General features: G+C 68.1%; 13 protein-coding genes. 8 read left to right on the top strand and 5 right to left on the bottom strand.

Translation table 11 applies throughout. The annotated features are described in order from the left end of the window. Positions 1-12: 12 nt before the first annotated feature. From SGFS_RS27870 to SGFS_RS27860, 3 genes are all read left to right on the top strand, one after another. A complete protein-coding gene (locus SGFS_RS27870) occupies positions 13-435 on the top strand; it encodes an ATP-binding protein (RefSeq protein WP_286254339.1) in 423 nt (140 codons plus the stop codon). Positions 436-501: 66 nt separating this feature from the next. Further along, the gene (locus SGFS_RS27865; RefSeq protein WP_286254338.1) at positions 502-1,509 is read left to right on the top strand and encodes a C40 family peptidase; all 1,008 of its coding nucleotides are present in this window, start codon (positions 502-504) and stop codon (positions 1,507-1,509) included. Positions 1,510-1,740: 231 nt separating this feature from the next. Further along, on the top strand, positions 1,741-2,463 hold the full coding sequence (locus tag SGFS_RS27860) for a phosphatase PAP2 family protein (RefSeq protein ID WP_286254336.1): 723 nt from the start codon (positions 1,741-1,743) through the stop codon (positions 2,461-2,463). Positions 2,464-2,698: 235 nt separating this feature from the next. On the opposite strand, the gene SGFS_RS27855 is transcribed toward SGFS_RS27860, so the two are convergent. Beyond that, positions 2,699-4,270 carry an FAD-binding oxidoreductase gene (locus SGFS_RS27855; RefSeq protein WP_286254334.1) on the bottom strand — a complete coding sequence of 524 codons (1,572 nt, stop codon included), beginning with the start codon at positions 4,268-4,270 and terminating at the stop codon, positions 2,699-2,701. A 552-nt stretch (positions 4,271-4,822) separates the two neighbouring features. On the opposite strand from SGFS_RS27855, the gene pstS reads away from it, so the two are divergent. The 4 genes from pstS to pstB all read left to right on the top strand — a co-directional run bounded on the left by pstS (position 4,823) and on the right by pstB (position 9,017). Next, positions 4,823-5,956, top strand: a complete 1,134-nt coding sequence (gene pstS, locus SGFS_RS27850; RefSeq protein WP_286254331.1) for a phosphate ABC transporter substrate-binding protein PstS — start codon at positions 4,823-4,825, stop codon at positions 5,954-5,956. Positions 5,957-6,093: 137 nt separating this feature from the next. Next, entirely contained in the window at positions 6,094-7,101 is a 1,008-nt protein-coding gene (gene pstC / locus SGFS_RS27845; RefSeq protein WP_286254329.1) for a phosphate ABC transporter permease subunit PstC, read from the top strand. Further along, positions 7,098-8,171 carry a phosphate ABC transporter permease PstA gene (gene pstA, locus SGFS_RS27840; protein ID WP_286254327.1) on the top strand — a complete coding sequence of 358 codons (1,074 nt, stop codon included), beginning with the start codon at positions 7,098-7,100 and terminating at the stop codon, positions 8,169-8,171. Before pstC ends, pstA begins: the two co-directional genes overlap by 4 nt. 69 nt (positions 8,172-8,240) lie before the next feature. Continuing rightward, positions 8,241-9,017, top strand: coding sequence for a phosphate ABC transporter ATP-binding protein PstB (pstB, locus tag SGFS_RS27835; protein ID WP_286254326.1), 777 nt, complete (start codon positions 8,241-8,243; stop codon positions 9,015-9,017). 163 nt (positions 9,018-9,180) lie between these two features. On the opposite strand, the gene SGFS_RS27830 is transcribed toward pstB, so the two are convergent. After that, positions 9,181-10,179: an inorganic phosphate transporter gene (locus tag SGFS_RS27830; protein WP_286254325.1), complete on the bottom strand. Its 999-nt coding sequence runs from the start codon at positions 10,177-10,179 to the stop codon at positions 9,181-9,183. A gap of 7 nt (positions 10,180-10,186) precedes the next feature. Continuing rightward, positions 10,187-10,807 carry a DUF47 domain-containing protein gene (locus tag SGFS_RS27825; RefSeq protein ID WP_286254323.1) on the bottom strand — a complete coding sequence of 207 codons (621 nt, stop codon included), beginning with the start codon at positions 10,805-10,807 and terminating at the stop codon, positions 10,187-10,189. Between the two features lie 212 nt (positions 10,808-11,019). Here SGFS_RS27825 and SGFS_RS27820 point away from each other — a divergent pair, with 212 nt between their 5' ends. Further along, positions 11,020-11,370, top strand: a complete 351-nt coding sequence (locus SGFS_RS27820; RefSeq protein ID WP_286254321.1) for a metal-sensitive transcriptional regulator — start codon at positions 11,020-11,022, stop codon at positions 11,368-11,370. Positions 11,371-11,468: 98 nt separating this feature from the next. On the opposite strand, the gene SGFS_RS27815 is transcribed toward SGFS_RS27820, so the two are convergent. Continuing rightward, entirely contained in the window at positions 11,469-11,648 is a 180-nt protein-coding gene (locus tag SGFS_RS27815) for a hypothetical protein (RefSeq protein ID WP_286254319.1), read from the bottom strand. 156 nt (positions 11,649-11,804) lie between these two features. Then, positions 11,805-12,638, bottom strand: coding sequence for an SCO4651 family lipoprotein (locus SGFS_RS27810; protein ID WP_286254318.1), 834 nt, complete (start codon positions 12,636-12,638; stop codon positions 11,805-11,807). Positions 12,639-12,791: the final 153 nt, after the last annotated feature.

Here is a 12,791-nt window from a genome sequence, read left to right as displayed (position 1 = left end):
TCGGAAACTTCCATGGCCAACGTATCCCCTTCCCTCAACTACACCCTCCGCCTTCCCCGCGACCCCCGCTCCCCCGGCGTCGGCCGCGCCGCCCTCCGTGTCGTGCTCGCCGCGCACGGACTTACCGAACTCTCCCCCACCGCCGAGCTGTTGGCCTCCGAGTTGCTCACCAACGCCCATCTGCACACCAGGTACGAGTACGCCCTGCGCGTCGTCGCCGTCGAGGGGCGGTTGCGGGTCGGGGCCTGGGACCGGGAGTGGAGCGTGCCCGACGCCTGGAAGCGGGGGAAGGCCGCCGCTGTCGACGACGAGTGCGGCCGGGGGCTCGGGCTCGTGCGGGCCTGTTCCGAGGACTGGGGGGTCTCCGCGATGGTCGACTGGGGGGTCTATCACGGCGGAAAGGTGCTGTGGGCCGACTGCGGTGCCGCTGAGTGATCATTCCTAACGAAGCGCCACCCCTCTACACTTGCCGTCGGCGGACTCTCTGGCGGTGAGGGGCGGTTGACGGTGCGTAAGGCGTGGATCGTGGGGATCGCCGCTGCCAGTGCCGGGCTCAGCTTCGTGCTGCTGCTCGTCGTCGGGGTCTATATGGTCGCCGGCAATCTGGCCGCCGGGATCGGCAAGGGATCCGTCGGGCTCGCCAAGGGATCCGTGCCCGCCGCGTACTCCGCACTCGTGCAGAAGTGGGGCAATCTCTGCAAGGCCATCAATCCGGCTTTGCTGGCCGCGCAGTTGTACCAGGAGAGCGGGTTCAACCCGAAGGCTCAGAGTCCCGCCGCCGCCCAGGGGATCGCTCAGTTCATTCCGGGGACCTGGGCCACGCACGGGCTCGACGGCGACGGGGACGGCGACCGTGACGTCTGGGACCCGAATGACGCGATTCCGTCGGCCGCCTCGTACGACTGCAAGCTCGCCTCGTACGTGAAGGACGTACCCGGCGATCCGACGGCGAATATGTTGGCCTCCTACAACGCGGGGGCATATGCCGTCATCAAATACGGGGGCGTTCCGCCGTACAAGGAGACCCAGAACTACGTCAAGACGATCACGACTCTCTCGGAGAGTTTCGCGGCGCCGACGACCCGGGTCGATCCGAGCGAGCAGGCCGCCGCGGCGATCTCCTACGCGCAGAAGAAGCTCGGCACCCCGTATCTGTGGGGCGGGAACGGCACCGCTGACCAGGGCGGACGTTTCGACTGCTCCGGGCTGACCAAGGCGGCGTACGAAAGCGTGGGGATCACGCTGCCGCGCGTCGCCAATGATCAGTACAACGCCGGGCCCCACCCGTCGCGGGACGAACTGCTGCCGGGGGATCTCGTCTTCTTCTCCGACGATCTCACCAATTCGCGTGCCATTCGGCATGTGGGGATCTATGTGGGTGGCGGGTACATGATTGACGCCCCGCGGACGGGTGCTGTCATCCGGTTTGACCCGGTTGACACCCCCGACTACTTCGGGGCCACCCGGGTCACCGAAGATGGCGCGAAAGCATTGCCCAAGACCGCCTGACGGGTCCGTAATCCTCTGTGAACCCCTGCCCTGAGCTGCGGAGATGTGTCTCTCTTCGATAACGTCTGAGTGATCATTCAGTGGAGGGTGGAACGCATTGAAGGGGAGTGTGCGTTCCTATTTGACGTAGCGCGTTCGATGCACGCGGACTACGTCGCACACCACGGGGGTGGCAGCGCGGCGCACGTACGGGTGCGGTCGCGGGAACGATGACGAAAGGGCCGCAGCACGATGGCTGGACTCGCCGCGCATGCCGCACTCGCCGCTGAATCCGGATCCAACCCTGACGTCGAGCTGCTGTACGACATCAATGGCCTGGCCAAGGATGCGCCCGGGTGGTTCGACCGGGTGATGGAGTTCGTGGGGGAGTACGGGTTGCTCCTCGCCATGGTGCTGTTGATCGTGTGGTGCTGGTGGGGGGTGCGGAAGCGGGGCGGTGAGGATGCCGCTTCGTCCGTGGCCGCGTTGGTGTGGGCACCGCTTGCCGCCGGGATCGCCGTTCTGATCAATGTGCCGATACGGGGATTCGTCGAGCGGCCCCGGCCCTTTGTCGATCATGACGGGCTGGAGGTTCTCGTCTCCGGGAAGTCCGACTACTCGTTCGTGAGTGATCACGCGACCCTGATCATGGCGATGGCTGTCGGGCTGTTCGTCGCCAACCGGAAGTTCGGGCTGGCCGGGCTGGTGGTCGGGCTGCTCGGAGGGTTCATCCGGGTCTACATGGGTGTGCACTATCCGACCGATGTGATCGGCGGGTTCGCGCTCGGGACCGCTGTCGCGTTGCTGCTTTCGCCGTTGGCCATGGCTCTGCTCACGCCGGTGATGCGAGCGGTTGAGCGGTCGCCGCGGGTGGGGTGGTTGATCCGGGCGCGCGGGGTTGGTGGGCGGGGGGCCGTGATTCCTGGGGCTCGGGTCGAGGGGGCCTCTGCGGAGGAGCGGGATTTGGCGGCGTAGGGGTTCTGGCGGGTCTTTCGCCCCCGCCGCCCTTACCCGTCCCATCCACAAGCTGGGGGCTGCGCCCCCAGGCCCCCCGGGTTTGTTCTTCGGGTGCGGGTGGGTGGGGGCTTGTCGCGCAGTTCCCCGCGCCCCTGAAGACTCGCGCCGTTCCCCGCGCCCCTGAAGACTCGCGCCGTTCCCCGCGCCCCTAATAAAGACTTGCGCCGTTCCCCGCGCCCCTTGCGGGGCGCCCCTACAGCGCCTGTGGGAACGTGAAGAACCTCGTCGGGTCGTACTGGTTCTTCAGCTTGGTCAGGCGGGGAGCCGCGTCCCCGTAGTACGCCTTCTTCCAGTCCGTCAGGGTGGGGTCCGTGTAGTTCTGGTACGCGGCGCCCGAGGCGTGGCGGGACATGGACTTGTGGGCCGTGTTCAGCCAGGACTGGGCCGTGGCGCCGGACGTACCGGACTTCCAGGAGACGAGGTACTGGGCCAGCATCCGGGAGCGGCGGTGGACGAAGGCCGTGGCCGTGGGGGAGACGCGGTTCACCTGGCCGCCGAGGGCCGTGAGCGCGATGCTGCCCGCGCCGCCCTTCACCGAGGAGATCTGGGCCAGGAGCGTCTGGATGCCCGCCGATGAGATCGAGTGGTCGAAGAAGTCCGAGCGGGCCGTGTACGTCTCCCGGCGCAGCGCGCCCTTGGGGGAGCGGCCCGGGGTCGAGCCGGGCAGGTGGCACTGGGCGTCGTCGGTGAAGGACGAGCAGCCCGCGTAGAGCTCCATCGCGGACTCGTACGAGCGGCGCTTCAGCGTCACGCTGCGGGCCGAGGAGCCCACCTTGTCGGCCAGGCGGTCCACCGCGTTCTGGAGTTCGCCGTATGTGCCGAGGGAGAAGGCCGCGACCGAGATCGACGGGGTGGCGCCGGCCGACGCCGAGATGCTGCACGCGGACCAGATCTCGTCCGGCTGGGTCGGGCCCCACTCCTGCCAGGCCTTGATGACGGCGGCGGCCTTGGACCAGGGCCAGGTGAGGTACGCGGTGACGGCCTGCGGGGCCGGGTGGGTCTTGAAGCGGAGTTCCGTGACCACGCCGAAGTTGCCGTTGCCCGCGCCGCGCAGGGCCCAGAAGAGATCCTTGTTCGTGGACGCGTTGGCGATCAGTTGCTTGCCGTCCGCGGTGATCAGGGTGGCCTGGGTCAGGCTGTCGCAGGTCAGGCCGTAGGCGCGGGACGTGACGCCGTGGCCGCCGCCCAGCGTCAGGCCCGAGACGCCCACCGTCGGGCAGGAGCCCGCCGGGATCGTGACGCCCTTCGCGGCCAGGGCGCGGTAGACGTCGATCAGTTTCGCGCCGGCGCCGACCACGGCCTCGTTCGCGGACGCCCGTACCTTGCTCAGCTTCGAGACGTCGACGACCAGGCGGCCGTTGCCGGAGGACCAGCCCGCGTACGAGTGGCCGCCGTTGCGGATGGAGACCTTGATGTCGTGGGCCTTGGCATAGGCCAGCGTCGTACGGATGTCGTCCGCGTGGGCGACGTATGCGACGGCCGTGGGCTTCAGGCCGTCGAAGCGGGTGTTGTAGAGCAGGCGGGCCGTGGACCAGGCCTTGTCGCCGGGGCGGATCAGTGGGCCGTCGAGGTCGCGGGCGAGGGCGGACCAGTTCGTGGCGGCGCGGGGGAGGGTGCCGGCGCCTGCGGCTGTGCGCAGGGAGGTGTTCGTGACGTCGGCCGTGCTTTGAGCGGTGCCGCTGCCGGTTGTGCAGGCGGTTGTCGTGGCTGCGAGTGCCGTCGTCGCCAGGGCGGTGGTGCCGCCTATGAACGTGCGCCGGTCCATGTGCGCCTCCCCTGGTGGCCCCTTGTCCCTCGGGGCGAACTGTCGTTGGTTACGTGGAACGAGACGGGTGTACGGAGGGCAGGGTTCCATGTGGGGGTGGCGGGCGTAAGGTTTCGCCCCCGCCGCCCCTACCCGTCCTGTCCTCCGGGGGCTGCCGCCCCTTCTGCCCCGCCTTTTTGCGCCTGAGAGCTCGGGGGGTTCCCGTGCTTCGGCGACTTGCGGTTCGTCGTGGTTGATCGCGCAGTTCCCCGCGCCCCTCAAGGGGCGCCCCTCCCCGGCGTCGAATCCTTCACGTGGCCTCCCCGTGAGCATTCCGTGACCTCACCGCACTGTCGGCAGGGGTTCACTCGCCGTTCACTTCCGTCCATCGGCCGCTTCACCTGATCTGCCTAATTTCGGCCTTACACGGTGCGGGATCGGATCCAAATGGGTTGATCCGTCCTGCGGCGACAGCAGTCTGAGGGGTGCCGTTCAGGTCGGCATCGCGATGACTGACACGACGACTTCGCACGCCGCCACGTGGACGGCGGCTACTGGAAGGAACCCCCGAAAGTGAAGCTTCAGCGCAAGAACCGGCTGCGCGCCCTTTCTCTCGGTGCTGTCGCCGTCACCGGCGCCCTGGCCCTGACGGCTTGCGGCTCCGACGACACCGGCGGCACGAGCAGCGGCTCGGGTGACAGCACGGCGTCCGCCGGCAGCAAGGTCGACTGTGGTGACGCCAAGGGCCAGCTGCTGGCCGACGGCTCCTCCGCGCAGAAGAACGCCATCGACGCCTGGGTGAAGCAGTACCAGACCAGCTGCAAGAGCGTCGTGATCAACTACAAGGGCAGCGGCTCCGGCGCCGGTATCACCGCGTTCACGCAGGGCCAGGTCGCCTTCGCCGGCTCCGACTCCCCGCTGAAGCCGGAAGAGGTCACGGCCTCCAAGGAGGTCTGCGACGGCGGCCAGGGCATCGACCTGCCGATGGTCGGCGGCCCGATCGCGGTCGGTTACAACGTCCCGGGTGTCGAGAACCTGGTCCTGGACGCCAAGACCCTCGCCCTGATCTTCGACAGCAAGATCACCAACTGGAACGACAAGGCCATCGCGGCGCTCAACCCCGACGCGAAGCTGCCCGACCTCAAGATCCAGGCCTTCCACCGCTCGGACGAGTCCGGCACCACGGACAACTTCACCAAGTACCTCATCGCCGCGGCCCCCGACAACTGGAAGTACGAGGGCGGCAAGGCCTGGCAGGCCAAGGGCGGCCAGTCCGCGCAGGGCTCCTCCGGTGTCGCGCAGGGCGTGAAGGAGACCAAGGGCGCGATCTCCTACATGGAGCTCTCCTACGCCAAGGACGGCATCAGCACGGTCGACGTCAAGACCGAGGCCGCCGAGCCGGTCAAGGCGACCGTCGAGAACGCGACCAAGGCCATCTCCGAGGCCCAGGTCGTGGGCACCGGCAAGGACCTCTCCCTGAAGCTGAACTACACGCCGAAGGCCGAGGGCGCCTACCCGATCACCCTGGTCACGTACGAGATCGTCTGCGACAAGGGCAACAAGGCGGAGACCCTGCCCGCCACCAAGTCCTTCCTCACCTACATCGCGTCCGAGGACGGCCAGGCGCTGCTCTCCGAGGCCGGCTACGCCCCGATGCCCGAGGAGATCATCACCAAGGTCCGTTCCACCATCTCGGAACTGAGCTGACCTGAGTGCGGCCCACCCCCACCGGGTGGGCCGCACCGTCCGGTGCACCGCCGCCAGGAGTCCCGCCCGCCGATCGCGGGCGACTCCGACCCGAGCCGCCGCCCGCATTGCGTCGGCTCCGCAGACCGGAGAACCTGATGGACATATCTACGAAAAAAGACACCGTCCCTCCCCCCACGCCACCGTCTTCCGATGCCGCGGGGCAGGCAGCCGCGCCCGGCGCCACCCGCATCGGTGACCGGATCTTCCTCGGCCTGAGCCGGGGTTCCGGTATTTTCCTCCTCGCCCTGATGGCGGCCATCGCCGTCTTCCTCAGCTACCGCGCCGCACTCGCGATCAGCAAGGACGAGGCCAACTTCTTCACCACCTTCGAGTGGAACCCCACCGCGAACCCGCCGGTCTTCGGCATCGCGGTCCTCGCCTTCGGCACGATCGTCTCGTCGGTCATCGCCATGGCCATCGCGGTCCCGGTCGCCGTCGGCATCGCCCTGTTCATCACGCACTACGCCCCGCGCAAGCTCGGCGGCCTCATCGCGTACGTGGTCGACCTGCTCGCCGCCGTGCCGTCCATCGTCTACGGCCTCTGGGGCGCCCTGGTCCTCGTACCGCACCTCGGCGGTCTCTACGGCTGGCTGAACGACTACCTCGGCTGGACCGGCGTCTTCGAATGGCAGGGCGGCGCCCCCCGTTCGATGCTCACCGTCGGCATCCTGCTCGCGATCATGATCCTGCCGATCATCACCAACGTGAGCCGTGAGGTCTTCCGTCAGGTCCCGCGCATGCACGAGGAGGCCGCCCTGGCCCTCGGCGCCACGCGCTGGGAGGTCATCCGGATGGCCGTGCTGCCCTTCGGGCGCTCCGGTGTCATCTCGGCCTCGATGCTCGGCCTCGGCCGCGCGCTCGGCGAGACCATGGCCGTGGCGATGGTCCTGTCCTCCAGCTTCGAGATCAACCTCAGCCTGCTCGACCCGGGCGGCGGCACCTTCGCGCAGAACATCGCCAGCAAGTTCAGCGAGGCCACCGAGATCGGCCGGGACGCCCTCATAGCGTCCGGTCTGGTCCTGTTCGTCATCACCCTGCTGGTCAACGGCGCGGCCCGGCTGATCATCGCCCGCCGCAAGGAGTTCTCGGGGGCCAACGCATGAGCAACACAAGCCTCGCCGACAAGTCTGCCAAGCAGCCGAGCAGTCTGCGCGCCGCGCACCTGCCCAAGTGGTTCGCGTGGGCGGTCGCCGTCGGCTCGGTCGCCCTGGGCCTCGGCATCAGCGCGGTGGCCGGCCTCGACAGCTCCATCCAGTGGGCCCTGATCGCCGGCCTCCTCTTCGTCGTCGGCTCGTACGGCATCGCCGCGAAGGTCGAGGGCCGCCGGCAGGCCAAGGACCGGTTGGCGACCAGCCTCGTCTGGGTCGCGTTCCTCCTCGCCGTCGTCCCGCTGGCCTCCCTCGTCTGGGAGACCCTCAGCCGCGGTGTGAAGGTCTTCGACGTCTACTTCCTCACCCACTCGATGGGCGTGGTCGCCGACACCGAGCCCGGCGGCGGCATCTACCACGCCATCCTCGGCACCCTGGAGCAGGTCGGCATCGCCACCGCCATCTCCGTGCCGATCGGTGTGCTGACCTCGATCTACCTCGTCGAGTACGGCCGCGGCAGGCTCGCCAAGGCCGTCACCTTCTTCGTCGACGTCATGACGGGCATCCCGTCGATCGTCGCGGGTCTGTTCATCCTCAGCACCTGGATCCTGCTCCTGGACATGGGCCCCTCCGGTTTCGCCGGCGCGATGGCCCTGACGATCCTGATGCTGCCGGTCGTCGTCCGCTCCACCGAGGAGATGCTCAAGCTCGTCCCGAACGAGCTGCGCGAGGCCTCGTTGGCGCTGGGTGTGCCGAAGTGGCGGACGATCCTGAAGGTTGTACTGCCCACCGCCATCGGGGGTATCACGACAGGTGTGATGCTCGCGGTCGCCCGTATCGCCGGTGAGACCGCTCCGGTCCTGCTGTTGGTGTGGGGTTCGAACTTCATCAACGCGAACCCCTTCTCCGACCCGCAGGCGTCGCTGCCGATGTACATCTATCTGCAGTACGCGAACAGCGGCGGTTCCGGTGCGGCGTACGACCGTGCCTGGGCGGCAGCCCTGACGCTCATCGCCTTCATCATGATCCTGAACCTCGCGGCCCGCGGCATCGCCCGCTGGAAGGCCCCGAAGACCGGTCGCTGACGCGGCCATACAGCGACCAGTTCCCCGCGAATTCCCCGCGAATTCCTCGCGAAAGAAGCAGTGATCCACATGGCCAAGCGAATCGACGTCAGCGGCCTCAACGCCTATTACGGCTCCTTCCGGGCCATCGAGGACATCTCGATGGCCATCGAGCCCCGCACCGTGACCGCCTTCATCGGCCCCTCCGGCTGCGGCAAGTCCACCTTCCTGCGCACCCTGAACCGGATGCACGAGGTCACGCCGGGCGGCCGCGTCGAGGGCAAGGTCATGCTCGACGACGAGAACCTGTACGGCGCCGGGGTCGACCCGGTGTCCGTGCGGCGTGAGGTCGGCATGGTCTTCCAGCGGCCGAACCCGTTCCCGACGATGTCGATCTACGACAACGTGGCGGCGGGGCTGAAGCTGGTCGGCACGAAGAAGAAGTCCGAGCTGGACGTCATCGTCGAGAAGTCGCTCAAGGGCGCGAACCTCTGGAACGAGGTGAAGGACCGGCTGAACAAGCCGGGCTCGGGGTTGTCGGGTGGTCAGCAGCAGCGGCTCTGCATCGCCCGGGCGATCGCGGTCGAGCCGAAGGTGCTGCTGATGGACGAGCCCTGCTCCGCCCTCGACCCCATCTCGACGCTCGCGATCGAGGACCTCATCGGTGAGCTGAAGGAGCGCTTCACGATCGTCATCGTGACGCACAACATGCAGCAGGCGGCGCGCGTGTCGGACCGTACGGCGTTCTTCAACCTCGCCGCGGTCGGTCAGCCGGGCAAGCTCATCGAGATCGACGACACGGAGCGGATCTTCTCCAACCCGTCGGTGCAGGCCACGGAGGACTACATCTCCGGGCGCTTCGGCTAGGCCGTCGCTTCAGGACTCCTCGCGGTGCTGCATGGCGGTGCCACCGCGAGGTAGGTAAAGGGCCCGCCCCCTGGCTCCCGGGGGGCGGGCCCGTTTTCTGTTCCGGTGGATGGGCCCGTTGTCGGATCCGGTGGGTGGACACCCACCCGAGACCTCTCGCGGTCTACAGGAATGCCAGGTTGACGATCCAGAAGCTGGTCGCGGCGACCAGCGCCGCCGCCGGCATCGTGATGAACCAGCCGAGGATGATGTTCTTGGCGACACCCCAGCGGACCGCGTTCACCCGCTTTGTCGCACCCACGCCCATGATCGCCGAGGTGATGATGTGGGTCGTGGAAATGGGCGCCTTGAAGATGAAGGCCGTGATGAACATGATCGACGCACCGGTCGTCTCGGCGGCGAAGCCCTGCGGGGGGTCGAGTTCGATGATCTTCCGGCCGAGCGTGCGCATGATGCGCCAGCCACCCGCGTACGTACCGAGCGACAGCATGACCGCGCAGACGATCTTCACCCAGACCGGGATGGGGTCGCCGTAGTCCTCGACGTCCGCGATGACCAGGGCCATCACCACGATGCCCATCGTCTTCTGGGCGTCCTGCAGACCGTGTCCGAGGGCCATGCCCGCCGCCGACACGGTCTGCGCTATACGGAAACCGCGCTTCGCCTTGTGCGGGTTGGCGCGGCGGAAGAGCCACATGATCGCCGCCATCACCAGATAGCCGACGACCAGGCCGACCATGGGTGACACGAACATCGGGATGACGACCTTGTCGAGGACGCCGGACCAGTAGACCGTCGTACCGCCCGCGAGCGCCGCGCCCACCATGCCGCCGAACAGGGCGTGGGAGGAGGACGACGGGAGGCCGAAGTACCAGGTGACCAGGTTCCAGGTGATCGCGCCGACCAGGGCCGCGAAGAGGATGCCCATCCCCTTCGAGCCCTCGGGGGTCTCGATCAGGCCCTCACTGACCGTTTTCGCGACGCCGCTGCCCAGGAAGGCGCCGACCAGGTTCATCACCGCGGCCATCGCCAGCGCCGCGCGCGGCGTCAGGGCGCGCGTCGAGACGGACGTCGCGATCGCGTTCGCCGAGTCGTGGAAGCCGTTGGTGTACGTGAAGAAGAGCGCGACCCCGATGGTCACGACCAGAGCGAAGGTGTCCATGAAGGGTTCAGGACTCCTTGACCGCGATGGTCTCCACGGTGTTCGCCACGTGCTCGAAGGCGTCCGCGGCCTCCTCCAGCACATCCACGATCTGCTTGAGCTTCAGCACCTCGATGGCGTCGTACTTGCCGTTGAAGAGGTGCGCGAGAAGCTTCCGGTGGATCTGGTCGGCCTGGTTCTCCAGCCGGTTGACCTCGATCCAGTACTCGGTGAGGTTGTCCATCGTGCGGAGGTTCGGCATCGCCTCAGCCGTCAGCTCGGCGGCCCGCGACAGGACCTCGATCTGCTGCTCGACGCCCTTGGGCAGTTCGTCGATGTTGTAGAGGACGACCAGGTCGACGGCCTCCTCCATGAAGTCCATGATGTCGTCGAGGGAGGACGCGAGGGAGTAGATGTCCTCGCGGTCGAACGGCGTGATGAACGAGGAGTTCAACTGGTGGAAGATCGCGTGCGTGGCGTCGTCACCGGCGTGTTCCGCGGCCCGCATACGCTCTGCGATCTCGGCCCGGGCGGAAGTGTCCGCCCCGAGCAGTTCCATGAGGAGCTTCGAGCCTGTGACGATGTTGTCCGCGGATGCGGCGAACATGTCATAGAAGCTCGTCTCCCTGGGGGTCAGACGAAAGCGCACTTGGGGTCCTCGGTATGCATGGGGTTCGGTCAGGCTGATGCTAGGCGCATCATCCGGCCACGGCTAATGGGCCGCCCCCCAGTGTCACCTATGAGCTTTCGCGATCCGCACAGGGGCGTCCGGGGGAGTCGGTCACTAGGCGCTTACCCAGCAAAGTTCGTTACCATATACCTACCTGGGGTATATGGCGGAGACGTCTGTGGGAGGACGGGATGACGACCACTGAGGAGACGGCCGACACGGTGGCGAACGACACGGTGGTGACCGACCACGACCGTGGAATCCACGGGTATCACCACCAGAAGGACGAGCACCTGAAGCGGCTGCGCCGTATCGAGGGTCAGATCCGAGGTCTGCAGCGGATGGTCGACGAGGACGTCTACTGCATCGACATACTCACCCAGGTCTCCGCCTCCACCAAGGCCCTGCAGTCCTTCGCGCTGCAACTCCTGGAGGAGCACCTGCGGCACTGCGTCGCCGACGCGGCCCTCAAGGGCGGTGCCGAGATCGATGCGAAGGTGGAGGAGGCCACGAAGGCGATCGGGCGGTTGCTGCGGACCTGAGTGCCGGGTCGGCGGGGTCGATATTCAGCCAGTCCCCCCGGCGGTTGCCCCGGCGGTTGCCCCCGGTCGCTGCCCCCGGCGGCTGCCTCAGACGGCCCTCACCCCTCGGTGGGGGCCGTCCGCTCTTCCCAGACCCTCAGCACCTCGTCGATGCGGTCCGGGCTGAGGCGGTCCTCGTCGGCGGTCGACGCCGCGATGATCAGGTCGCCGCACAGTTCGATCTCGGCGAGGGCCACGTGGTCCTGAACCGCCGTACCGCCTGCCGGAGCCACGCGCATCACCTCTTCTCCGCCGTCACCGACTTCCTAGGGTAGGCAGGGGCCCACAGGCCGCGCATGGCACCTTCGGACCATTTCCGGCCCCGCACCCGCGGCGCCCGCCCCGTCCGGCGCGCCCCGGCCCCGGGCACCCGCCCCCGGCTTCCCGCACACCCCCTAGTCCGCCGCGATCCGCCCGGCGAAGATGTCCCGCGACCTAGGCAGTCGTACGGTGACGTGGACCCCGAAGTCGTACAGGACCGTCGTCGAGGTGACCGCGATCGTGCCGTCCCGGGTGCCGTTGACGAAGCTGAAGCGGTGGCGGACCTTGCGGAGGCGGCCCTGGTCGTCGAGGTAGGCGTCGAAGGGGACCTCCGAGGTCGCGAAGCCCTTGGCGGCGGCCCGCAGGGGGGCCTGGTTGCCCTCGGTGGCCGTGCGCGCGGCGGCGGTCAGGTCGGCGGTGCCGCGGTAGTGGCGCACGGAGGTGCCGTCGATCTCGGTCTCGCCGATGTACTCCGCCTCACGCGTGCCGAGCAGTACCTCGGCGGCGGTGAACGGGTCGGTGGCGCCGCCGGTGACCAGGTTGCCGTCGGAGAGGGTGGCGGTGTCGACGCGGACCCACTTGTCGGCGGGGACCCCGGCGCCGCGGTTCTTCATGAACAGGGCGCCCGGGGCGAGGAGTTCGGTGATGGGCCGGTGCTCGCTGGTTCCGGCCGGGTCCTGCGGCAGCAGCACCCTCAGCCGGCCGAGTTGGTGGCCGTAGTCGTAGACGCCCTCGCCGCGGATGGTGACGCGGGTGCCGCCGGTGGCCATCTCCATCTCCGTACGGGCCTTGGAGCTGCCCGCGCGGACGAGGGTGGGCGCGGCGCGGCGGAGGAGTTCGACGGGGTCGGTGGGGAGGAAGTCGTCGGTGGTGCCGGTGGCCGAACAGCCGCTGGAGCAGGCCATGAGACCCGCGAGTCCCGCCGCGACGAGCGCCGCGCCCGTCCTGCCGTGCCGCCGCGCCACCATCGCCTGCCGACCCCCTTGACCGGTCCGTCCCGGATCGTCCTCCTGCCGTCCGGCTAACGACGATGCATGGCTGATGGATGCGGTGCTTGCCTTGGGTAACGTTGTGGTGTGGCGCAGCGCGACGAGTCCGTATTCACGCCGGAACACCGCACG

This window comes from Streptomyces graminofaciens, assembly GCF_030294945.1.
GTDB lineage: Bacteria > Actinomycetota > Actinomycetes > Streptomycetales > Streptomycetaceae > Streptomyces > Streptomyces graminofaciens.
Note: the sequence above shows the minus strand (reverse complement) of the source record. Positions and strands in the feature narration are given on the sequence as shown.

Excerpts from the sequence above, each read along its gene's own strand:
- SGFS_RS27870 (WP_286254339.1), top strand. The coding sequence starts at position 13 with ATGGCCAACGTATCCCCTTCCCTCAACTACACCCTCCGCCTTCCCCGC.
- SGFS_RS27860 (WP_286254336.1), top strand. The coding sequence starts at position 1,741 with ATGGCTGGACTCGCCGCGCATGCCGCACTCGCCGCTGAATCCGGATCC.
- SGFS_RS27855 (WP_286254334.1), bottom strand. The coding sequence starts at position 4,270 with ATGGACCGGCGCACGTTCATAGGCGGCACCACCGCCCTGGCGACGACG.
- pstC (WP_286254329.1), top strand. The coding sequence starts at position 6,094 with ATGGACATATCTACGAAAAAAGACACCGTCCCTCCCCCCACGCCACCG.
- pstA (WP_286254327.1), top strand. The coding sequence starts at position 7,098 with ATGAGCAACACAAGCCTCGCCGACAAGTCTGCCAAGCAGCCGAGCAGT.
- pstB (WP_286254326.1), top strand. The coding sequence starts at position 8,241 with ATGGCCAAGCGAATCGACGTCAGCGGCCTCAACGCCTATTACGGCTCC.
- SGFS_RS27830 (WP_286254325.1), bottom strand. The coding sequence starts at position 10,179 with ATGGACACCTTCGCTCTGGTCGTGACCATCGGGGTCGCGCTCTTCTTC.
- SGFS_RS27820 (WP_286254321.1), top strand. The coding sequence starts at position 11,020 with ATGACGACCACTGAGGAGACGGCCGACACGGTGGCGAACGACACGGTG.
- SGFS_RS27815 (WP_286254319.1), bottom strand. The coding sequence starts at position 11,648 with ATGCGCGTGGCTCCGGCAGGCGGTACGGCGGTTCAGGACCACGTGGCC.
- SGFS_RS27810 (WP_286254318.1), bottom strand. The coding sequence starts at position 12,638 with ATGGTGGCGCGGCGGCACGGCAGGACGGGCGCGGCGCTCGTCGCGGCG.